Raw genomic sequence first — 23,105 nt, 5'->3', positions numbered from 1 at the left:
TCGCACTGGCAGCGATAACGGCGGCGAGTTACCTATTTGCGTACCTTTTCGCGCCCACGACCGAACAGTGGACCGCCTCGGGACGTCTAGGTTCACGTACCCCGGCCCGTCCTCTCAACGTGGGAATGTCTGCGTTGGGATCATTCGACTCATCGCTGGGATAAGGGGCCGTGATCGCGATAGTCGCCGTTCGGGTGTACGTCACCGCGATCACCCATCACACGGAGGCGATGATGCCCAGACAGCGACAGCCGCCATGGGGTTACCAGTAGAGCTCTGAATATGCTGCGCCGCATCAGTTTTCGTGGCTCACGAGGCGGGATCTTCTAATAGGTTATCGCAGCAAAGTCGGGTGCGGTCCTCGGAGCCGTCGCCGATCTTCGTCTTCGACGTCCGTGGCCCATATCTCTAACAGATATGCTTCTACCGCGGCGGGTTCGTTGTCCTCGCGATTGACCTCCATCGTCAGCTTTCGATTGCGCTCGTAGGCGCGCACTCGATAGAACCCAGGGCCTTTCGCTGTGACGGACGACGGGAACACGCCCGAGCCGTCGGCGGAAAAGGGGTAGTACTCGCCCGACGCAGGCATCGTATACCCGCTGAGGGCGCGGAATCCGATTTCCTCGACGGCGTCCCAGATGCCTGGTGCGAGCGCGGAAGGTTCGTCGTCGAGCACGCGAATCGTAAGGTCGACTTGGCCACGTATCGCGCCGGTCGTGACGGTCACGACCCCTGGCGCAGCGGTCAGTAGGTCGAAACCTTCAGGCGGGTCCGGGGGCGGGAGATAGTCGTCGACATCTTCTGCCCCCACTTCCACGTCGGGATACGCTGCATCGGACGCGGGGTCGTCTACCAGGCAGATCGACCTGTACACGGCAGTGACCGTTCCGCGCATTTCGAGCATCTGTCAGTTCCGTCCTCGTCAGGAGCTTGCTATCGAGTGTCTGGTCTTTCGAGCTGTAGAAGGTGTTCGAGGTCGATCGACACGCTCGCGGCGGTATTCAGTCCGAGTTCCTCGTACGCGATGGAAAACGTGATCGGTCCGAATTCAGGGAGGGGACTCAGAAAGTACGTTGCACCGGTCTCTGTCGGACGGCTGTAGCTTCCTCCCCCGTACAGCCATGGGGTCGTTGCGTCGTCGTCCTCGGGGGCATCCCAGGCGAAGCTCTTCTTGTTGGACACCACCTTGCCTGTGGGAAGCACGAGGCCTAGGTATATCCGGTGTTTCGCGGTAGGACGCACGCGATGCGTCAGATTGAGACGGTCATCCAACAACCCACCGCCCTCGTGAAAGGATGTCGAAGAGAGGTCGAACTGAAGACCCGTTCGGAAGATGCGGAGCCGATCGACCCTCATCTGGACCCCGCCAAGAAGTACGTCATCGAGCGAGAACGGGTACCGCTCAGAGGGTTCGACCAGTAGGCCCTCGTCTTCGAGGGGTGGCTTCCGTCGGGGATGAACCTCCCGCCGGTTGGCCTTCCGCTCGCGGATCGCTTCCTTGCGAGCGATGTGTGCGCGCACCTCGGGTGGATTTTCACCCACGCTGCTCCAAGGGACGCGCCGGACTCCGGGCTCGTCCGGATCCATGCCTTCTACCCACTCCATACCCGCCTCCACCGTCGGCCCGATTGGCGTGCAGCCGCAAACCAAGTATCGCAGGCGAGCTCCGCCAGCCTTGGAAGTACGAGATCTTCGAACTGCTTCTGGCGGTGCAAGCGGGTGAGCTATACGGCCAGTCTTGAAATGCAGGGTCGCCGGCAATGGCTTGAACGCGCTGGTGGACAACACCCAGGTTCCGACTTAGCCCGGATCCCTATGGACACCGTAGCTACTTGACAGTGAACTAACCGAGTCAAGTGGCTTCGTCCACTCAGGTCCATTCGCTCAACACTGGCAGATTTGGGACGCCATTGAACGCAGCTGGAAATTGTTTCAGCACCATATGCGTACCTGCACGAAACGAGCAGTGACATCCTCGCGGCATTCAAACAAAAAAAGACGGCTCCGATTGCTCCGGAACCGTCTTTGAACTGCTCTGTGTCGGGCTGACAGGATTTGAACCTGCGACCACTTGACCCCCAGTCAAGTGCGCTACCAAGCTGCGCCACAGCCCGCCGCACCTCGAAAGGCGCTTGCTGAGATTACCCCAGCCCTACCCCTGAGAGGAAATCGCCTGCTCAGGGGCGGGGTCGGACTAGGTCAGCGGTTGTTGCCCTTGCCCGGCCGTTCTCGCTTCTCGCGGATACGTACCGAGACGCGGACGGGGCTGCCGTCGAAGTTGAACTCCTCACGCAGACGCCGCTCGATGAATCGGCGGTAGCCGGCCTCAAGGAAGCCGGTGGTGAAGAGCACGAACGTCGGCGGCCGCGTGCTGGCCTGCGTCGCGAACATGATGCGTGGCAGGCGTCCGCCTCGCATCGGCGGCGGAGTGGCCGCCACGACCTCTTTGAGCCACGTGTTGAGGCGTCCGGTGGGGACGCGCTTGTCCCACGACTCCAGAGCCGTTTCCAGTGCGGGAACCAGCTTCTGCATAGCACGGCCGGTGTGCGCCGAGATGTTCACCCGCTGGGCCCACGGCACGCGCGCGAGATCGCGGTCGATCTCTTTCTCGAGCTGCTGACGACGGTCGTCGTCCACCAGATCCCACTTGTTGAACGCCAACACCAATGCGCGGCCGGCATCGGAGACCATGCTGAGCACGCGCAGATCCTGCTCCGAGATCACCTGTGAGGCATCGAGAAGCAGAACCGCAACCTCCGCTGCCTCGATCGCGGACTTGGTGCGCAGCGACGCATAGAACTCGGCGCCGCTGGCATGGCTCACGCGCTTGCGCAGTCCAGCGGTATCGACGAATCGCCATGTCTTGCCGCCCAATTCGACCAACGAGTCGACCGGGTCGACGGTGGTGCCGGCAACATCGTGCACCACCGAACGCTCGTCACCCGAGAGCTTGTTGATCAGCGACGACTTGCCGACGTTCGGCTTACCGACCAGAGCGACACGCCTCGGTCCCCCACCGGGGATACCTTCGCGCGGAGTCTCCGGCAGGGCCTCGAGCACACGGTCGAGCAGATCACCGGTACCGCGGCCGTGGGTGGCGGACACCGACAACGGCTCCCCCAGACCCAGAGACCACAGTGCAGCGACCTCGGACTCGGTGCGACCGTCGTCGACCTTGTTGGCCACCAACAGAACCGGAGTCTTCGACCGACGCAACACTCGTGCCACTGCCTCGTCCGTCGTCGTCGAACCAACGCGGGCATCGACGACCAGCAGGATCGCGTCGGCGGTGTTCATAGCCAACTCGGCCTGGCGCGCAACGGACTGTTGCAGCCCCTTGGCGTCGGGCTCCCAACCGCCGGTGTCCTGCACCAGGAAGCGTCGACCACTCCAGTTCGCCTCGTACGACACACGATCGCGAGTGACGCCCGGGACGTCCTCGACCACTGCTTCGCGGCGGCCGATGATGCGGTTGACGAGCGTCGACTTGCCGACGTTCGGTCGGCCCACCACGGCGAGAGTCGGTACGGCAACGGCATCTTCACCGTCTTCACCCTCGTTGAGGTCGACGTACTCCCACTCGCCCTCGTCGCTCCACGTTCCGTCGCCCGCGGTTTCCGCTGCGCCGGAGAAGAATTCTTCACTCACTGGACTGCTCCACTTCTGTCGTTCACCACGAGCAGCAAACGCTCGATCACGCCGTCGAGATCCAGCTCGCTGGTATCGACGATCACCGAATCCTCAGCGGGACGAAGCGGTGACACTGCCCTCGTCGAATCTGCATGATCGCGGCGTTGTACATCCGCGAGCACGGATTCGTAGTCGTCGCCGCGACCTTGTTCGATGTTCTGTTTGTTGCGTCGTTCCGCACGCGCCTCCGGTGAGGCCGTCAGGAACACCTTCACGTCGGCGTCGGGAAGTACGACGGTGCCGATGTCGCGACCCTCCACCACAATTCGCGTCGACGAGCTGGCGAGGTCGCGCTGCATCTGCACCAAGAGCTCACGCACCGCAGGCACCGCGGACACAGCCGAGACGGCTTTGGTCACTGCGTCGCCGCGGATTTCGCCGCTGACGTCCTCTCCGTCGAGCAAGACGGTCTCCGACAGTGGATCCTTCCCGATCTCGAGGGGAAGGGCTGCAACAGCTTTCGCGACTGCGTCTGCATCGGTGGGCTCGACGCCCGAACGCAGCACCCATACCGTTGCGACGCGGTACATCGCACCGGTGTCGAGGTAGCTTGCTTCGAGTGCCGATGCGAGCCGGCGCGATACCGACGACTTACCGGTGCCCGACGGCCCGTCCATCGCCACGACGAGCGCACTCATCACAGGCCTACGGATTCGTAGAGCTTGCCGATCTCGCCGCGGCCGAGAACACGCAGTGTTCCGGGGCGCTGATCGCCGAGCACGATGTTGCCGACGTCGGTACGCACGAGGCGTCCCACCGGAAATCCGACCTTGTCGAACAACCGGCGCACGATGTGCTTGCGGCCCTCGTGCAACGTCACCTTGACGAGCGACTTACCGTCCGAGATATCGAGCAGCTGGAAGCCGTCGACCTTCACCGGGCCGTCGTCGAGGGTGACGCCTTCGCGCAGCTGCTTGCCGAGCGTGCGGGGAATGGTGCCGAACAGAGTCGCGAGATAGGTCTTGGACACCTCGTACGACGGGTGCATCAGCCGGTGAGCAAGGTCACCGTCGTTGGTGAACAACAACAGTCCCTCGGTGTCGGCATCGAGTCGCCCGACGTGGAACAGTCGCTGGCCCGCCTGCACGCGCTCGGCGACGATATCGCCGACGCACGGACGACCCAGATCGTCCGACATGGTGCACTGCCATCCGCGCGGCTTGTTCATCGCCAGATGAACCAGTTCTTCCTTCACGACGACGCGGGTGCCGTCGACGCGAACGACGGCGATGTTCGGATCGATGCGGATACCCTGCTCGGTGACGATGCGTCCGTCCACCTCGACACGGCCGTCGGCGATCAGCTCCTCAGCGGCCCGACGCGACGCGACACCGGCCTGCGCGAGCACCTTCTGCAGCCGAACACCCTCACCAGCAGGCACGTGCTTGCGCGGGGACGAATCGGTGTACTGATGCTTCGCCGGCTTGGCGTTGCTGATGGTGGTTGCCGGAGCCTGCTTCTTCTGCGGCTTCGGCGGCTTGGGGCGCGACGGCTTCTTGCGGGGCACCGCGTCGTTGCTGCGGTCGTTGATGCCCGTCTCGACGGGCTTGTTCTCGAACGATTCCCCCTGCTCGACGCCTCTGCGCGGGGCCGGTCGGCCACCGGTGCGGGGAGCGCATGCGCGTGGTCCCCCGGTGCGAGGGGCACCGGTTCGGGGTGCACCAGCGCGGGGAGCGCCGTCCCGGGGTGCGGCGTCGCGGGTGCGATCTCCGCGGCGTGCGTCACGCGGGGTGTCCGACCGACCTGCGGTGGGCTTCCTGCGTGGGTCTTGTCTCTTGTTACGGTCCGGTGTGCCATCACGGCGAGCGGGCTTGTTCACTTGTCTTACCTATCAGTCGTCCGAGTCGAGCTCGGCTGCCGGATCGGGTTTCGATCCGCGGTTCTTAGTGGAGCGGGTCGTTCTGGGGTCGGTGTCCATGCTGTCACTGATCTCGTCGATCAGGTCCACTCCCGGCAACAGCGGTGCCAGTTCGGGTAGATCACCGAGCGATGCGAGCCCGAGCCGTTCGAGGAACAGCTCGGTGGTGCAGTACATCGTGCCGTTCGTCTCCGGGTCCGTTCCTGCTTCGGAGATCAGTCCACGGGCGAGCAACGTACGCATCACTCCATCGACATTGACTCCACGTACGGCGCTGACTCGTGCGCGGGTCAACGGTTGACGATAGGCGATCACGGCCAGGGTTTCCAATGCTGCGCGTGTGAGCTTGGACCGAGCGCCGTCGAGAAGCAGCCGTTCGACGTACGGCGCATAGGCGGTTCGGGTGTAGAAACGCCACCCGTCACCGGCGTAGCGGAGGTCGATTCCGCTGCGGCGTTCTGTCAGTTCCGCGGCCATCCGCTTCAGCGCGGCACGTACGCGGGCCACCGAAGAACCGACGGCCGATGCCAGTTGCTCGTCGGAGGCCGGAGTGTCGACGATGAGCAGAACCGCCTCGAGTGCCGACGCGAGCGTGGCGTCGTCGAGTTCGCCTGACTCGTCGACATCCTCGAGCTCGAGTTCCGGGTCGGCGTTCATGCGTAGTCCTCTTCCGTGACCACGATGGGTCCTTCGTCCTTGCCGGTCCAGCTCACTCGAAGATCGCCGAGCGGTTCGGGTTGCTCGAAGGCGATCACTTGTTGCCGGAACAGTTCCAGCAACGCGAGGAAGCGCGCAATTATTTCGACCTGCACCTCACAGTCCTGCACGAGTTCCGAGAACGACGCCCACTCGTTGAAACCCCGGCCCTGCAGGTTCTCGAGCAACCACTCTGCCTGCTCGGGAATCGAGACCGCATGCTGGTGAATGTGGTCCAGACCCACTTGCGGGATCGGCTTGGGCCGAAACGCTGCTGCCGCGATGTCTGCGAATCTGGCCGGGTCAACACCCAACAACACCTCGGGAATCAGATCGGCGAATCGATCTTCCACCGACACCGAGCGCGGATAACGCCGCAGCGCAGCAGCTTCCAGCTCACCGAACAGCAGGGCCACCTGCTTGTACGCGCGGTACTGCAGCAACCGGGCGAACAGGAGATCGCGCACCTCGAGCAACGCGAGATCCTCGGCGTCCTCCACATCACCCGACGGCAGCAGACGAGCCGCCTTCAGATCGAGCAACGTCGCCGCCACGACGAGAAACTCCGTCGTCTGATCGAGTCCGACATCGGCCCCGAGCGATTTGGTGAACGAGATGAAATCGTCGGTGACGGTGTGCAGCGCCACCTCGGTGACATCCATGCGGTGCTGACTGATCAGCGACAGCAGCAGATCGAACGGGCCCTCGAAGTTGAGCAACCGAACCCGAAATTTCGCCGGGTCCGCGTCGGCGGGAACCTCGATCGGGGCCTCGTCGGCAGCGTCGACCGTCACGGACCCGACCGGTAGATCACCTCGCGCGCAAGAGCGCGGTACGCCTGCGCGCCGCCGGATTTGGGAGCCCACGTTGTGATCGGCTCACCGGCAACGCTGGTCTCGGGGAACCGAACCGTGCGTGTGATCACGGTGTCGTAGACGACGTCGCCGAACACCTCGACCACCCGCGTCATCACTTCGCGCGAGTGCAGCGTCCGAGCGTCGAACATCGTGACCACGATGCCCGCCAACTTCAGCCGCGGATTGAGGCGGTCGCGGACCTTCTCGACGGTGTCGTTGAGCAATGCCAAACCGCGCAGACTGAAGTACTCGCACTCCATTGGAATGAGGACTTCGTCGGCGCACGTCAGCGCATTGACCGTCAGCAGGCCGAGCGAGGGCTGGCAGTCGATGAGCACGTAGTCGTAGCGGTCGAGAATGGGGTGCAGTACCCGTCCGAGCGTCTGCTCACGCCCCACCTCGGTGACCAGCTGAATCTCGGCGGCTGAGAGATCGATGTTGCTCGGCATCAGATCGAGATTGTCGACGCGAGTCCGCATGATGATGTCGTCGGCCGACACCTTCGCCTCCACGAGGAGGTTGTAGACCGTCAGATCGAGTTCGTGATGTGCGACGCCCAATCCCGCGGACAGTGCGCCCTGCGGGTCCAGGTCGACGAGCAGCACGCGACGGCCGTAACCGGCCAGCGAGGCACCGAGATTGATGGTCGACGTCGTCTTGCCGACGCCGCCCTTCTGGTTGCACATCGCGATGATCTTGGCCGGGCCGTGACTGGCCAGCGGCTGCGGATCGGGAACCGGCCTCGTCTTGCGACCGGTGGGCCCGAGCTCGTTCGGAGCAGGAATGATGTCGCGTGTCTCCCGACTGGATTCCGGTTGACGTGTGTGGAAAAGAGCGCCATCGCTGTGCGGATGAGACGAATGCGTTTCGCCGGTATCGGGGGCGACGGCGGGCTGCACGCCCCACGACGGTTCCGAGGCTGACTCCGCCGCTGGCGGCTGCGGTGTCGACACGTTCCAGCGCTCCCCTGTCCCGTTCGTCTTCGAGTAGTTCATGCAAACGCTACCGCTTGACGCGACGGCATTGTCGTCGGACACGCTGACACTCGATTGCCGACCGCGTGCTAGCGCGCTCGCGGGTGCGCACCCGCCCACACTTCACGCAACGTCGTGACGGTGACGAGGGTGTAGATCTGTGTCGTGGTCACCGACGCGTGGCCGAGCAACTCCTGCACGACACGAACGTCGGCACCGCCGTCGAGCAGGTGCGTCGCAAACGAGTGCCGGAGCACGTGCGGCGAGACCCCGGCCGTGATTCCGGCCCGCTGCGCGGAGTCCTGCAGCACTTGCCAGGCGCTCTGCCGCGACAGTCGACCACCGCGCACATTGAGGAACAGCGCCGGATTCGAGCGGGCGACGAGGCCCGGCCGACCGCGCACGAGGTATGCGTCGACCGCCTCGATGGCCGGCCTCCCCACCGGGACGACTCGATGTTTCCCGCCCTTACCGCGCAGGAGCACCGAGCGAGCCTCGGTGTCGATGTCGTCCACATCCAGACCGACGGCCTCGGAGATGCGCGCACCGGTGGAGTAGAGCAGTTCGAGCAGTGCCCGATCTCGCAGACCACGCGGCGCATCGGGACCGGCGATGGACGCCGATTCCAGCAGCGCCACGACCTGGTCGACGGGCAGCGACTTCGGTAGTCGTTTGGCCGGCTGCGGCGGCTTTACCTCGCTCGCGACGTTGCGCTCCACCATGCCCTCGGCCAGAGCGAACCGGTGCAGACCACGAACCGCGATCAGCGTCCGGGCCGCCGAACTGGCTGCGAGAGCCGGGAATTCGTCGTCACCGCGCCGGAGGTACAGCACGAACTCGGTGATGTCGTTCTCGGTCACCTTGGCCAGATCGGTGATTCCGTACCCGCTGAGAAACCGCTCGTACCGCACCAGATCGCGACGGTACGACGACACCGTGTTCGGTGCTGAACCGCGCTCGACCACCAGATGATCGAGATACGTCGCAATCTGATCGACGATCACGGTGGCTACTTTCGTGAACTCTTCCGAGACTCGAATGCCGTGGGTCGATCCGCCCACGGGGCGTCGGCCGGACGCAACTCGGTACCGGTGGCACGAGCTGCCGCCAACGCGAGCACTCCCGACACGGCGGAGGCGTTGACGATCTCCCCGGCCAACGCACGACGGACGGCCTCGTCCATCGGCACGAAGGACAGCTCGATGTCTGCTTCCTCGTCGTGTGCCTCCGGGCGATCGACCTCACTCAGATCCTCGGCGAGGAAGATGCGGACCGCTTCGTCGGTGAATCCGGGCGAGGCCAACACGTCCACCAACACCGACCATTTGGCGGCCGCGAGACCGGTCTCCTCGGCCAGTTCGCGCTGCGCCGCCAGCACGGGCTGCTCCCCCGGCTCGTCGAGCAGACCTGCGGGCAGCTCCCAGAGACGACGTCCGATGGGGTGCCGGTACTGCTCGATCATCGCCACGCGGTCCTGATCGTCGACGGCAAGAATGCCGACTGCGCCGTGATGTTCGATCACCTCTCGCTCGGCGCGACGCCCGTTCGGCATCGCCACCTGATCGAGCCGCAACGCGAGAATCGCGCCGGAGTACGGAACCGTCGAACCGAGCGTGGTGAATTCGTGTCTGGAGTCCTCGCTCATCCGACGGTCTCGGCCTCGGCGTCCGATTTTTCAGCCGCAGCGGTGTCACCGTGAATGTCGACCGGCAGCCGCTCGGCAGCCTTGTACTTCAACGCCGCGTTGATCAGTGATGCGAACAGCGGATGCGGACGGGTCGGTCGGCTCTTGAGCTCCGGATGCGCCTGGGTAGCAACGAAGAACGGGTGCACCGATGCCGGCAACTCCACGAACTCGACCAGATGACCGTCCGGGGACGTACCGCTGAAGACCAAGCCGCTCTTGGCAATTCGATCGCGGTAGACATTGTTGACCTCGTAGCGGTGACGGTGACGCTCCGAGACGTTCTCGGTGCCGTACGACGCAGCGACGACCGAACCCTTCTGCAGCGTCGCTGGGTAGGCACCGAGACGCATCGTGCCTCCGAGGTCGGCATCGCCGGCGACGGCGTCCTCCTGGTCGGCCATCGTGGAGATCACCGGATCCTTGGTATCCGGATCGAACTCGGCGGAATTGGCATCGGTCAGTCCGACCGAACGAGCCGCCTCGATGACGACGCACTGCAAACCGAGACACAACCCCAACAGTGGAATCTTGCGGGTACGCGCGAACTCGATGGCACCGAGCTTGCCTTCGATACCGCGAATGCCGAATCCGCCGGGAATGAGCACGGCATCGACATCGCCGAGCGCAGCCTGAGCCCCCGCGGGCGTCGAGCACTCGTCGGACGGAACCCACTTGATCTCGACCTTGGCGCGATGAGCGAATCCGCCCGCACGCAGCGCCTCGGTGACCGAGAGGTAGGCGTCGGGCAGGTCCACGTACTTGCCGACGAGGCCGACGCGCACGGTTTCGCGGGGCTGGTGGACGCGCTCGAGCAGTCCGCCCCAGATGGTCCAGTCGACGTCACGGAACGGCAGACCGAGCTGCCGGACGACGTAGGCGTCGAGGCCTTCCTTGTGCAGCACCTTGGGGATGTCGTAGATCGACGGGGCGTCGGGTGTGGAGATGCAGCCGTCGACGTCGACGTCGCACATCAGCGCGATCTTGTTCTTGAGCCCCGGCGGCACGTCGCGGTCGCACCGCAGGATCAACGCGTCGGGCTGAATGCCGATGCTGCGCAGTGCTGCGACGGAGTGCTGGGTGGGCTTGGTCTTGAGTTCACCGGACGGCGCCAGGAACGGAACCAACGACACGTGCAGGAAGAAGACGTTGTTTCGGCCGACGTCGTGGCGGACCTGCCGCGCCGCTTCGAGGAACGGCTGCGATTCGATATCGCCGACGGTGCCACCGATTTCGGTGATGACGACATCAGGCTGGTGGCCCTGGAGGTCGGGACCGTTCATGGCCAGGATGCGACGTTTGATCTCGTCGGTGATGTGCGGAATGACCTGCACGGTGTCGCCGAGGTACTCGCCGCGACGCTCCTTGGCGATGACCGTCGAATAGACCTGGCCGGTGGTCACATTGGCGAATCCGGACAGATCACGGTCGAGGAAGCGCTCGTAATGGCCGACGTCGAGGTCTGTTTCCGAGCCGTCCTCGGTGACGAAGACTTCACCGTGCTGGAACGGGTTCATCGTGCCGGGATCGACGTTGAGATACGGATCGAGCTTCTGCATGGTCACGCGCAAACCGCGTGCGGTCAGTAGCTGGCCGAGGCTGGACGCCGTCAGACCTTTTCCGAGCGAAGACGCGACGCCTCCGCTGACGAAGATGTGCTTGGTGTCGGAACGCGACTGAAGGCGTGACAATGAGGCTCCCGTGACGAGTCTGCAGGGCTTGCTCCTATCAGGGGGCTGATAAGAGAGGTAAAGCGTGAAAATTGGGCCTGCTACCCACGGGACTTCACGGTAACACCAGTACGTACCTCACCGCCAACGACACGCGTATTCGACGCGAGCGCCGATCAACTCACCGGCGCTCCGACGGTGACGGCGTTCGCGTTCGCTCCGGTGCCGTAGCGGCCCGAAGCACCGTCCAGCTGCTCCGCCAGGGCAAGAACCGTGGTGATCCGGCCAGCTTCACGGTCGACGTTGTCCACCGTGCTGAGCGCCGACGACAACGCCGAGTCGGCTCGCACCACTGCGATCGAGCCGTTGCCCTCTGCCGCGCCGGAACGACCTGCCAATACCGCACCTGCTCCGCGTGAATCGAGAGCTCCTGCGAAGCGAGCGACGATGGCACCTCGGTTGCCGTCCTCGACATCCGAGGCACCCGAACCGGTGACCACCACGGCCAACTGCGCCGGTGCGACCGCCCCGTTGTCATAAGCGATGAATCCGCCGCTGCGCAACGTCTCGAGAGCGAGAGACAGCTCCTCGGGGGTCGATTGCGGCTGTGCCGTCTGCGCATTGAGCAGCAACACCGAACCCAGCAGGTCGCCCGCCAGACTGCCCTGGTCGACCGCCCCGGTCCGCAACTGCACCCCGGCCGGAATGACATTGGTCAGTCGGGTGCGCAGATCGTCGCCGTTCGCCGCGGACACGAACGAATCCGTGAGCGATACCCGACCCGTGACCGTGGCCCCGGACGCTCCGATCGACCGCGTGACGCCGTCGACATCGCCGGGATCTGCGTCGGGTGTGGTGATGACCACGACACTGCGATCGACGAGGGTGTCCCGAAGTACTCGACCCGACACCGCCGCATCGAAACCGTCGGCCGAGTTCAGCTGCTCGCCGAGCTGGTTGTTGGTCGACTGCAAATCGTCGACCTGATTCTCGAGGCCCGTCTTGTCGTCTCGCAGACCCGAGACCAGTCCGCTGGACAGCAGACCCGAGCCGAGGACGATGCCGATGGCCAGCGCAACGAACACGGCGGCCAACGAAATGGCATGTTGGCGAAGCGAAATCACGAAAGCAACCCCTGGAACCACAGTGCGAATCGATTCCACAGATCGATCGCCCAATCCAAGGATTCGCCGCCGATGTTGGAAACTGCCAACGCCACGATCACCGCAACGAGCGCAGCGAGAATGAGCAGGGCAATTGCACCGCCCGACACGCGGCTTCGATACAGCGTGGCCACCGCCTTGGCGTCGACCAGCTTGGCACCGACCTTCAGACGCGTCATGAACGCGGCCGGGTTGGTGTTGCGTCGTCCGCGATCGAAGAATTCGTCCAGGCTTGCCGGGCTACCGACCGACACGATCAGCGACGCACCGTGGTGGTCGGCCAACAGTAGTGCGAGGTCTGCAGCAGCACCGGTCGCCGGGAAGGTCATGGCACCGATACCGAGATCCTGGATGCGTTCGAGACCTTGCGCGTGTCCGTCCGAATCGGCCGGAAGTACCACTTCTGCACCACATTTGAGTGTCTGCGCCGTGACGTCCTCCGGATCGCCGACGATCAGATCCGGGCGGTGTCCCGCTTTCATCGCTGTGTCCGCGCCCGCACCGACGCCGATGATGACGGGCGAGTACTCCTTGATGAACGGCTTCAGATTCTTCAGGTCCTCCGCGTGCCCCGGCCCGTCGGCAACGATCACGACGTGACGACCCTTGAGGTCGATGTCGATGTCCGGTACCCCGACGCCGTCGATCAGCAACGGACTCTCGGTCCGAATGAACTCGATCGTGTTGCCCGAGAACGCTTCCAGATGGTCGACCAGCCCGGTCTTGGCCTCGATCATCTTGTCCGAGATCTCGGCTTCGCTCTGCTCCTCACCCTTGGCGAGGCGGCGATCGCCGGTGTAGACGCCACCGTCGTTGAGCCGGATCTTGGTGCCGTCCTTGATCTTCTTGAAGATCTCGGTGCCGGCCGAGTCGATCAAGGTGATCCCGTTGGCGACGATGACCTCGGGGCCGAGGTTGGGATAGCGGCCGGAGATCGACGGCGACGCGTTGACGACCGCGAGCACCCCGGCCTCGACGAGCGCATCTGCGGTCAACCGGTCCAGATCGAGCTCGTCCAGAACGACGATGTCGCCGGGGCCGACCCGCTTGAGCAGCTTGGCCGTGTTGCGATCGACTCGCGCGATCCCGGTGATTCCGGGCAGCGAATCCTGACTACGTGACAGCAGTGCCGGCATCTTCATGCCCACCATGATGACCCGATCGACACGCCCGGCCATGGAGGCGCGCCGAAACAACTACCACACTGATCACATCAGCACCAAAAGTTACAGGGCGGCTCGATCCGCGTTTGCGGTGGCCAACAGCTCTTCGGCGTGTGCGCGACCGGTCTCGGTGTCGTCGAGCCCAGCGAGCATCCGGGCGAGTTCGACGACGCGTTCCGAGGACGACAGCGTCCGGACTCCGCTGTTCGCCGCCCCCTTCTTGGCGTCGGTCTTGTCCACCACCAGATGCGTGTCCGCAAACGCAGCCACCTGCGGCAGGTGGGTGACGACGATGACCTGATGGGTACGAGCCAACCGACCGAGCCGACGACCGACCTCGACCGCTGCCCGACCACCGACTCCGGCGTCGACCTCGTCGAACACCATCGTCGCGCCCTTGTCGGAACCCGCCAGCACCACCTCGAGCGCCAACATCACCCGCGAGAGCTCGCCGCCCGACGCGCTCTTGCTGATCGGCAACGCCTGGGCGCCGTCGTGCGCGGACAACCGGAACTCGACCTCGTCGACCCCGGTACTACCCGCATGCAACTCGGTACCGTCGACGACGATCGGTGCCGTGTCCGACGGTCCGGCCGGCAGCGATCGAACATCTATCTGCAGCTTGGCTTTTCCCATCGCCAGTCCGGCCAGCTCGACGCTGACGGCTTTGGACAGCTTCGTCGCCGCTTTCGACCGGGCAGCGCTGAGCTTGGACGCGGCCGCCGCTACATCGACCGCAGCCGACTCGACACGCGCACTCAGCTCCGCGAGCGCGTCGGCAGAGGTATCGATCCGAGACAAACGTTCGCGAGCGTCCTCGGCCCACGCGATGACACCGTCGACGTCGGCGGCGTACTTGCGCGTCAAAGACTTCAGCTCGGCCTGCCGGTTCAGGATCGTGTCGAGAGCTCCTGGATCCGACGGGAGATCCGACAGATACGTGGTCAGGTCGGCACCGACGTCGCCGACGACGGCCATCGCGTCGTTCAACCGGGGCAGCAGTTCTGTGAGAGCAGCATCGTCGGCGTGTTCGAGACGCGATCGTGCCTCGCCCAACAGATACAGCGCAGACGTGGTGTCCGACGCCTCCTCGGTACTCCCGACGAGAGCCGCGGCGGCACCCTCGGCGGTTTCCCGCAGCGAATCGAGGTCGCCGAGCCTGCGCACATCCTCGGCCACGGAGCGATCCTCACCCGGCTCCGGTGCCAGGGAGTCGATCTCCTGCAGGCCGAACTGCAGCCGGTCCGCTTCCTGAGCCAATTCACGGCTGCGTTCGGTGCGGTCGATCAATTCGTTGCGTGCGTCGAGCCACGTCTTACGGGCGGCGCGATACTTCGCCACCAGAGAGGCAACCGAATCACCGGCGAATCTGTCGAGTGCACCGAGTTGCTGATCGGGGCGCAGCAGCCGCAACTGATCGTTCTGGCCGTGCACTGTCAGCAGCGAATCGGTGAAGTTCGACAGCACCGATGCGGGGACGCTTCGTCCACCCAGATGTGCACGTGAGCGGCCGTCCGAATTGACCGTTCGCACGGCGATGATCGAATTGTCTTCGTCGCGTTGACCTCCCGAGGATTCGAGCACCTTCTCGACGTCCTCGATCACCTGTTCCGAGGCGGTGTCGGTGCTGAATCGACCCTCGACCACGGCCCTTTGGGCACCGAGCCGCACCCGACCTGCATCGGCGCGTGCACCCGACAGCAGATGCAAGCTGGTGACCACCATCGTCTTGCCCGCACCGGTCTCGCCGGTGAGAACCGTCAACCCCTCGTGAAATTGTGCGCTCGCACCGGAGATGACTCCGAGGCTGTCGATCCGAATCTCTTCGAGCATCCCTACCTCGCTCTCCCCCGCCACCCGGTCACGGGCAGTTCGAATTTCTTGACCATGCGATCGGCGAACGGTGCCGAATCCAGGCGAACCCACTTGATGGGCGATGCTCCCCGCACGACCTCGACGCGTGCTCCCGCCGGCAACCCCAATGTGCGGCGGCCGTCGCAGAACACGAAACCATCGTGTCCGCCGGCATCGATCTCGACGGCGATGATCGACTCGGGGCTGGTGACGAGCGGACGCGCGAAGAGGGCATGGGCGTTGCTCGGGATGACCAGTATGGCTTCGAGTTCCGGCCACACCACCGGCCCGCCTGCAGAGAACGCATATGCCGTCGACCCCGTGGGTGTCGACACGAGCACTCCGTCGCAGCCGAACGCGGAGACCGGACGCCCGTCCACTTCGAGAACGACCTCGAGGACCCCGAGCCTGGAACCGTTCTCGATGCTCGCCTCGTTCAAGGCCCACCCACGCTCGACGACCTGGTCGCCCACTCGGATGGCAATGTCCAGCGTCATCCGCTGTTCGATGCGATAGTTGCCGGCCATGACACGCGCCAGCGCGTCCTCGAGATGGTCGGCCTCGGCCTCCGCGAGAAACCCCACGTGGCCGAGGTTGATACCGAGAACCGGGATGTCGGCCGCCTGTGCGAGCTCGGCTGCGCGCAGGAACGTTCCGTCACCGCCGAGAACCAGAACCATCTCGCACCCGGCGGCCGCATCGGGACCGAACTCGACGACGTTGAGCCTCATGTCCGCCACGAACACATGGTCGTGTTCCTCGGTGTCCGATGCCTCGATCTTGGACGGTTCCACTTCGTCGACGAGAACCCGCAGGCAGATGCCTGCTTCGTCGAACACTTTGCCCACTCGGCGCGCCGTCTCGGCGATGTCGGGCCGGCCGGGGTGTGCGACGAGAAGAATCTCCCGAACGGACTCCTGTGTCGGTGCTGCATGGGACGGAGTCACTGTGGTCCTTCCTCGATCGCGTGACGGACCAACTCGGTGACGTCCACGTCGGTACGCGGCGAACCGTCACCTGCGCCCGCCTTCAGCCACAAAAAGTACTCGACGTTGCCCGAAGGTCCCGGCAGTGGGCTTGCGGCGACCGCCTCGACTCGCAGGTTCGACGCAAGCGCGGCATTCGCGACGTCCTCGACGGCCTCCGCCCGCAGCGCCGGGTCTCGCACGACGCCGCCGGAACCGACACGATCCTTGCCGACCTCGAATTGAGGCTTGACCATCAACACCATGTCGGTACCCGACGTGGAGCACGCGACGAAAGCGGGAAGAACGAGTTTCAGAGAGATGAACGACAGGTCTGCCACGATGACGTCGACCGGGCCCCCGATCGTGTCGGCATCTATCGAACGCACATTGGTGCGATCGATGACGTGCACGCGTTCGTCGGATTGCAGCCGCCACACGAGCTGGCCGTAACCCACGTCGACCGCAACGACCTCGCGCACACCGCGACTGAGCAGAACGTCGGTGAAACCTCCCGTGGAGGCACCGGCGTCGAGACACCGCGCGTTCTCGACGGTCAGACCCAGTGGCTCGAACGCGTCGAGGGCACCGAGCAGTTTGTGCGCGCCGCGAGACGCCCAGCTGATTTCGTTGTCTTCCTCGGCCACCAACAGCGGAGTGCCCGGCTCGACGGCGGTAGCGGGCTTCGAAGCCACGGTTCCGGCAATCTTCACCCGGCCTGCTTCGATGAGTTCGGAGGCGTGTTCACGAGATCTGGCCAATCCACGACGGACCAGTTCTGCGTCGACACGTGCGCGACGGGCCACGTCAGGTCTTGTCGACGGTCGTCAAGGCCCGAACCAGCACTTCGTGGGCCCGGTCCAGCACACTCGCATCACGCGCCAGGGCGTCGGAATCGACGGCCTCCGAGTCGAGGCCTGCCTCCGACCCGATGGTGAGCTGCGCGAGCAGCGACGACATCTCGGCCCTGATGCTGTCCGGATCTGCGGACGACTGTTCGCCGGCCGCGTTCGGCCGGTGTTGTCCTGGGAGTGGAATCGACGCGCTCATCACCTCTCACGCTATCGGATGGGTCCGACCAACGCCCGCTCGCGGCCGACTGCACGAACCCGTGTCAACAACCCAACAACGAGCGCAGATCGGCGAGTCCATCCCCGTCGAAGCGAACGTCCGAGAATTCCGAACCCGACCACGCAATATCGAGGACGGCGAGCAGACCCTCGAAGGCATCCATCTCGGCAGCACCCTCGAACCGCACGGACAGGACCTCGTCGTCGATGCCGACCGTCCAGCCATCCTTACCGGCTACCTCGGACGCCGACTCGTCCTTGTTCAGAACCCCGAGATCACTACCGATGTGAGTGGGACGCAGGTGCTTCGGAGCACGAAGCAACTCTGCAGCGGTACTGACACCCGTCAGGACCAACAGCGACGGGAGGGCAGCTTCGTTCGCGCCTGCTATATCGGTATCGAGCCGGTCCCCGACCACGAGCGCCGACTTGGCACCACTTCGCTCGACGGCGTCACGCATGATGGGAGCCGCGGGCTTGCCTGCAACGATGGGCTCGACGTCGGTGGCATTGCGCACTGCTGCCACCATCGAACCGTTGCCGAGAACGAGGCCGCGCTCGGTCGGAAGAGTCGCATCGACGTTGGTCGCGACCCACAGCGCGCCCGCACGCACAGCCAGCACCGCCTCGGCCAACATGGGCCACCCTGTATCGACCGAATGTCCCTGAACCACCGCAACCGGCTGGTCGTCGGCAGAGCGCACCGGCGTCAATCCCACCTTCTCGATCTCGGTCGCCAGGGCGTCGGTACCGACGACGAGGACGCGTGAGCCAGGATCGAGTCTGTCCGCGAGTACTCGGGCTGCTGCTTCGGAACTGGTGACGACAAATTCCGCTGTGGTGTCGAAACCGAGTTCGCGGAGGTGTTCGGCGACATCGCTCGGTGCGCGACTGGCATTGTTGGTGACGAAGAACTGCTTCTCGGAACCACCCGAAAGCGCCTCCACTGCACCCGGAATGGGTTCCTTGCCGGCGTAGACGGTGCCGTCGAGGTCGAGCAGCAGAACGTCGTGGGCGTCGCGCAGCAATGTCACCGACTGCCCCCGGACAACTCCTCGACCCGCTCTTCTGCGTCGGTTTCTCCATCGTCATCCGCCGCGGCAGCGTTGAGGAACCACTTCACACCTTCGTCGACGCGACCGGCAGCAACGAGCGCATCGGCGTAGACGTAGAACAGACGAGCCGCAGCCGTACCCGACCGGGACGCGTCGAGATCGGGAGTCTGGAGGGTGACGACGGCCTGGTCGTACTGATTGAGATCCATACGAGCGCCGGCGACGACGATCCGGAGTTCCGACGCCTCTTCACCGGTCAGTTCCCGCGCTTCGTCGCTGCGACCGAGTTCGATGGCCCGCTCGGGGCGCCCGAGTCCGCGTTCGCAGTCGGCCATGACCGCGATGAGGCCGGGGCCGCCGGCCATTCGACGTGCCGCCCGCAGTTCCGACAGAGCCTCCGCCCATTCACCCGCGTGATATGCCGCGATACCGGCCGTCTCGCGTACCACGGCAATGCGGCCGGCCCGCTGACGAGCAGCGCGCGCGTGCAGCAGCGCCAACTGCGGGTCGTCGTCGAGCAGGCGGCTGGTCATCACGAGGTGACGCGCCACAGCAGTGGCATTGTTCTTGTCCAAGCTCAGCAGATCCCGGCGCACTGCCGGCTCGAGCTGGCCGGCTTCGACCTCGTCGGGCAGATCCGGCTCGTCTGGCCGCGGGGGTCGACGGTCGGACGATGCGCTGTTTCCGCGGCGATCGCCGGAGAACCCACCTTCCCCACCACGCCTGCGGGGAGGACCGTCCGAACGACGCGGGTCGGCGCGACGGTCCTGAGCGCGGGGGTTGCGATCTCGGGACTCGTTGGGGCGATTGCCACCGTCTGCTCGGGAGGGGCGACGATCGTTGTTGTCTTCCGACACGGGCGTCCTTTCGGATTTTCGGGTACAAACGCAGAAAGGGGACCCACCAAGTGGGTCCCCTTCTTACAACGGGTGTTCGGCGGTGTCCTACTCTCCCACACCCTGTCGAGTGCAGTACCATCGGCGCTGGAGGGCTTAGCTTCCGGGTTCGGAATGGGACCGGGCGTTTCCCCTCCGCTATGGCCGCCGTAACTCTGCGAAACAGTGTCACGAGCGGTCTCAGTCGGAGAACACATCCCCCACATACTGTCGGGGGTGGTGTTTCGTTCTTGGACCTGTATTCGGTTGTGTTACTGAACAACTACTCGTGTGTTGTTTCAGATATTGCACAGTGGACGCGTAGCTTCTTTGTGGTAAGTCCTCGGCCTATTAGTACCAGTCACCTGCATACATTGCTGTACTTCCAGTTCTGGCCTATCAACCCGGTGGTCTGCCGGGGGCCTTACCCCCTCGAGGGGGTGAGAAACCTCATCTTGGAACAGGCTTCCCGCTTAGATGCTTTCAGCGGTTATCCCTTCCGAACGTAGCCAACCAGCGGTGCTCCTGGTGGAACAACTGGCACACCAGAGGTTCGTCCGTCCCGGTCCTCTCGTACTAGGGACAGCCTTCCTCAAGTTTCTTACGCGCGCGGCGGATAGAGACCGAACTGTCTCACGACGTTCTAAACCCAGCTCGCGTGCCGCTTTAATGGGCGAACAGCCCAACCCTTGGGACCTACTCCAGCCCCAGGATGCGACGAGCCGACATCGAGGTGCCAAACCATCCCGTCGATATGGACTCTTGGGGAAGATCAGCCTGTTATCCCCGGGGTACCTTTTATCCGTTGAGCGACACCGCTTCCACTTGCCGGTGCCGGATCACTAGTCCCGACTTTCGTCCCTGCTCGACTTGTCAGTCTCACAGTCAAGCTCCCTTGTGCACTTGCACTCGACACCTGATTGCCAACCAGGCTGAGGGAACCTTTGGGCGCCTCCGTTACATTTTAGGAGGCAACCGCCCCAGTTAAACTACCCACCAGGCACTGTCCCTGAACCAGATCATGGTCCGAGGTTGAGGTATCCAATACGATCAGAGTGGTATTTCAACAACGACTCCACAGTAACTGGCGTCACCGCTTCACAGTCTCCCACCTATCCTACACAAACCGAACCGAACACCAATACCAAGCTGTAGTGAAGGTCCCGGGGTCTTTTCGTCCTGCCGCGCGTAACGAGCATCTTTACTCGTAATGCAATTTCGCCGAGTCTATGGTTGAGACAGCTGAGAAGTCGTTACGCCATTCGTGCAGGTCGGAACTTACCCGACAAGGAATTTCGCTACCTTAGGATGGTTATAGTTACCACCGCCGTTTACTGGGGCTTAAATTCTCAGCTTCGCCATTACTGGCTAACCGGTCCTCTTAACCTTCCAGCACCGGGCAGGCGTCAGTCCGTATACATCGTCTTACGACTTCGCACGGACCTGTGTTTTTAGTAAACAGTCGCTTCTCACTGGTCTCTGCGGCCCACACCAGCTCACACTGCAAGAGTGATCACCGGCAGGGGCCCCCCTTCTCCCGAAGTTACGGGGGCATTTTGCCGAGTTCCTTAACCATAGTTATCTCGATCGCCTTAGTATTCTCTACCTGACCACCTGTGTCGGTTTGGGGTACGGGCCGTGTAACAACTCACTAGAGGCTTTTCTCGGCAGCATAGGATCACTGAATTCGCCTCAATCGGCTACGCATCACCTCTCAGGCTGTGTGAACGGCGGATTTGCCTACCGTTCGCCCTACAGGCTTACACCAGTACAACCACTGACTGGCCCAGCTACCTTCCTGCGTCACCCCATCGCTTGGCTACTACCAGATCAGGTCCCACGCATCCACCACACGCCTCACTCTCGAAAGAGATCGGTCATCTGGATTCAGGGTGGTTAGTGTCACTGATTCACCATGGGCGCGGTTACACGGGTACGGGAATATCAACCCGTTGTCCATCGGCTACGCCTGTCGGCCTCGTCTTAGGTCCCGACTCACCCTGGGCGGATTAACCTGGCCCAGGAACCCTTGGTCATTCGGCGGACGAGTTTCTCACTCGTCTTTCGCTACTCATGCCTGCATTCTCACTCGCGCAGCCTCCACACCTGGATCACTCCGATGCTTCCATGGCTGCACGACGCTCCCCTACCCACCCACACACCTGCACACAGATCCGCAGACCTGAATGGGGCTATTGTGTGAGTGCCGCAGCTTCGGTGGTGTACTTGAGCCCCGCTACATTGTCGGCGCAGGATCACTTGACCAGTGAGCTATTACGCACTCTTTCAAGGGTGGCTGCTTCTAAGCCAACCTCCTGGTTGTCTTCGCGACCCCACATCCTTTTCCACTTAGTACACGCTTAGGGACCTTAGCTGGCGATCTGGGCTGTTTCCCTCTCGACTACGAACCTTATCGCCCGCAGTCTCACTGCCACGCTCTCACTCACCGGCATTCGGAGTTTGGCTGATTTCGGTAAGCTTGTAGGCCCCCTAGACCATCCAGTAGCTCTACCTCCGGTGAGAAACACGTGACGCTGCACCTAAATGCATTTCGGGGAGAACCAGCTATCACGGAGTTTGATTGGCCTTTCACCCCTACCCACAACTCATCCCCTCAGTTTTCAACCTAAGTGGGTTCGGTCCTCCACGACGTCTTACCGTCGCTTCAACCTGGCCATGGGTAGATCACTCCGCTTCGGGTCTAGAACACGCCACTACACCACAAACGTGGATACGCCCTATTCGGACTCGCTTTCGCTACGGCTACCCCACACGGGTTAACCTCGCGACATGCCACTAACTCGCAGGCTCATTCTTCAAAAGGCACGCCATCACCACCAACAGTAAACTGCTCGACGGCTTTGACGGATTGTAAGCGCACGGTTTCAGGTACTATTTCACTCCCCTCCCGGGGTACTTTTCACCTTTCCCTCACGGTACTAGTCCGCTATCGGTCACCAGGGAGTATTCAGGCTTATCGGGTGGTCCCGACAGATTCACAGCAGATTTCACGGGCCCGCTGCTACTTGGGTATCCACAACGACAGTTGCAATGTTTTCGTCTACGGGACTCTCACCCTCTACGACAGGCCGTTCCAGACCACTTCGACTAACACCACAATTTCTCACTGTCGGCCGATCCGGCAGAATCGACAATGCAAACCCCACAACCCTCCATACGCAACCCCTGCCGGGTATCACACGCACAAAGTTTGGCCTCATCCGCTTTCGCTCGCCACTACTCACGGAATCACTATTGTTTTCTCTTCCTGTGGGTACTGAGATGTTTCACTTCCCCACGTTCCCTCCACACACCCTATATATTCAGATGCGGGTAACACGACATCACTCGTGCTGGGTTTCCCCATTCGGACACCCTCGGATCACAGCTCGGTTGACAGCTCCCCGAGGCTTATCGCAGCCTCCTACGTCCTTCATCGGCTCCTGGTGCCAAGGCATCCACCGTACGCTCTTCATTACTTACAACAAAGATGCTCGCGTCCACTGTGCAATTCTCAAACAACACACACAA

At 63.2% G+C, this 23,105-nt stretch carries 19 protein-coding genes, 1 tRNA gene and 2 rRNA genes; all 22 read right to left on the bottom strand.

Annotated features, from left to right (window positions below):
• Positions 1-334: 334 nt before the first annotated feature.
• Positions 335-904 carry a hypothetical protein gene (locus VF34_RS15725; protein ID WP_032370602.1) on the bottom strand — a complete coding sequence of 190 codons (570 nt, stop codon included), beginning with the start codon at positions 902-904 and terminating at the stop codon, positions 335-337.
• A 29-nt stretch (positions 905-933) separates the two neighbouring features.
• Positions 934-1,203, bottom strand: a complete 270-nt coding sequence (locus VF34_RS25020) for a hypothetical protein (protein WP_156158537.1) — start codon at positions 1,201-1,203, stop codon at positions 934-936.
• Between the two features lie 837 nt (positions 1,204-2,040).
• Positions 2,041-2,114: transfer RNA gene (locus tag VF34_RS15715), tRNA-Pro, on the bottom strand.
• Between the two features lie 85 nt (positions 2,115-2,199).
• Positions 2,200-3,648 carry a ribosome biogenesis GTPase Der gene (der, locus tag VF34_RS15710; protein ID WP_045841742.1) on the bottom strand — a complete coding sequence of 483 codons (1,449 nt, stop codon included), beginning with the start codon at positions 3,646-3,648 and terminating at the stop codon, positions 2,200-2,202.
• Complete coding sequence (cmk, locus tag VF34_RS15705) at positions 3,645-4,328, bottom strand: (d)CMP kinase (RefSeq protein ID WP_032372372.1); 684 nt, start codon at positions 4,326-4,328, stop codon at positions 3,645-3,647. The genes der and cmk overlap by 4 nt, the downstream gene beginning before the upstream one ends.
• Positions 4,328-5,509, bottom strand: coding sequence for a pseudouridine synthase (locus VF34_RS24730; RefSeq protein ID WP_080733137.1), 1,182 nt, complete (start codon positions 5,507-5,509; stop codon positions 4,328-4,330). Before VF34_RS24730 ends, cmk begins: the two co-directional genes overlap by 1 nt.
• Before the next feature lie 12 nt (positions 5,510-5,521).
• Complete coding sequence (gene scpB / locus VF34_RS15695) at positions 5,522-6,205, bottom strand: SMC-Scp complex subunit ScpB (protein ID WP_032372371.1); 684 nt, start codon at positions 6,203-6,205, stop codon at positions 5,522-5,524.
• The gene (locus tag VF34_RS15690) at positions 6,202-7,038 is read right to left on the bottom strand and encodes a segregation and condensation protein A (protein ID WP_032372370.1); all 837 of its coding nucleotides are present in this window, start codon (positions 7,036-7,038) and stop codon (positions 6,202-6,204) included. Before VF34_RS15690 ends, scpB begins: the two co-directional genes overlap by 4 nt.
• Positions 7,035-8,096: a ParA family protein gene (locus tag VF34_RS15685; protein WP_155289445.1), complete on the bottom strand. Its 1,062-nt coding sequence runs from the start codon at positions 8,094-8,096 to the stop codon at positions 7,035-7,037. The genes VF34_RS15690 and VF34_RS15685 overlap by 4 nt, the downstream gene beginning before the upstream one ends.
• A gap of 68 nt (positions 8,097-8,164) precedes the next feature.
• On the bottom strand, positions 8,165-9,079 hold the full coding sequence (xerD, locus tag VF34_RS15680) for a site-specific tyrosine recombinase XerD (RefSeq protein WP_032372369.1): 915 nt from the start codon (positions 9,077-9,079) through the stop codon (positions 8,165-8,167).
• Positions 9,080-9,084: 5 nt separating this feature from the next.
• Positions 9,085-9,720 (bottom strand): NUDIX domain-containing protein, encoded by a 636-nt coding sequence (locus tag VF34_RS15675; RefSeq protein ID WP_032372368.1) that lies wholly within the window; start codon positions 9,718-9,720, stop codon positions 9,085-9,087.
• Complete coding sequence (locus VF34_RS15670) at positions 9,717-11,450, bottom strand: CTP synthase (RefSeq protein WP_027497215.1); 1,734 nt, start codon at positions 11,448-11,450, stop codon at positions 9,717-9,719. Before VF34_RS15670 ends, VF34_RS15675 begins: the two co-directional genes overlap by 4 nt.
• A 155-nt stretch (positions 11,451-11,605) precedes the next feature.
• Positions 11,606-12,553 carry a copper transporter gene (locus tag VF34_RS15665; protein WP_032370606.1) on the bottom strand — a complete coding sequence of 316 codons (948 nt, stop codon included), beginning with the start codon at positions 12,551-12,553 and terminating at the stop codon, positions 11,606-11,608.
• Positions 12,550-13,734, bottom strand: coding sequence for a putative cytokinetic ring protein SteA (steA, locus tag VF34_RS15660; protein WP_032366203.1), 1,185 nt, complete (start codon positions 13,732-13,734; stop codon positions 12,550-12,552). Before steA ends, VF34_RS15665 begins: the two co-directional genes overlap by 4 nt.
• A gap of 84 nt (positions 13,735-13,818) precedes the next feature.
• Entirely contained in the window at positions 13,819-15,588 is a 1,770-nt protein-coding gene (gene recN / locus VF34_RS15655) for a DNA repair protein RecN (protein ID WP_032372742.1), read from the bottom strand.
• 2 nt (positions 15,589-15,590) lie between these two features.
• Positions 15,591-16,556: an NAD kinase gene (locus tag VF34_RS15650; RefSeq protein WP_032366112.1), complete on the bottom strand. Its 966-nt coding sequence runs from the start codon at positions 16,554-16,556 to the stop codon at positions 15,591-15,593.
• A complete protein-coding gene (locus tag VF34_RS15645) occupies positions 16,553-17,380 on the bottom strand; it encodes a TlyA family RNA methyltransferase (protein WP_032372367.1) in 828 nt (275 codons plus the stop codon). Before VF34_RS15645 ends, VF34_RS15650 begins: the two co-directional genes overlap by 4 nt.
• A 1-nt stretch (position 17,381) precedes the next feature.
• A complete protein-coding gene (locus VF34_RS15640; RefSeq protein WP_032372366.1) occupies positions 17,382-17,624 on the bottom strand; it encodes a hypothetical protein in 243 nt (80 codons plus the stop codon).
• A 64-nt stretch (positions 17,625-17,688) separates the two neighbouring features.
• The gene (locus VF34_RS15635; RefSeq protein ID WP_032372365.1) at positions 17,689-18,678 is read right to left on the bottom strand and encodes an HAD-IIA family hydrolase; all 990 of its coding nucleotides are present in this window, start codon (positions 18,676-18,678) and stop codon (positions 17,689-17,691) included.
• Entirely contained in the window at positions 18,675-19,556 is an 882-nt protein-coding gene (locus VF34_RS24725) for a tetratricopeptide repeat protein (protein WP_080733135.1), read from the bottom strand. Before VF34_RS24725 ends, VF34_RS15635 begins: the two co-directional genes overlap by 4 nt.
• 74 nt (positions 19,557-19,630) lie before the next feature.
• Positions 19,631-19,747, bottom strand: a 5S ribosomal RNA gene (rrf, locus tag VF34_RS15625).
• A 158-nt stretch (positions 19,748-19,905) separates the two neighbouring features.
• Positions 19,906-23,059: ribosomal RNA gene (locus VF34_RS15620) — 23S ribosomal RNA — on the bottom strand.
• Between the last annotated feature and the right edge of the window lie 46 nt (positions 23,060-23,105).

Source organism: Rhodococcus sp. PML026 (assembly GCF_000963615.1).
Classification (GTDB): Bacteria; Actinomycetota; Actinomycetes; order Mycobacteriales; family Mycobacteriaceae; genus Rhodococcoides; species Rhodococcoides fascians.
Note: the sequence above shows the minus strand (reverse complement) of the source record. Positions and strands in the feature narration are given on the sequence as shown.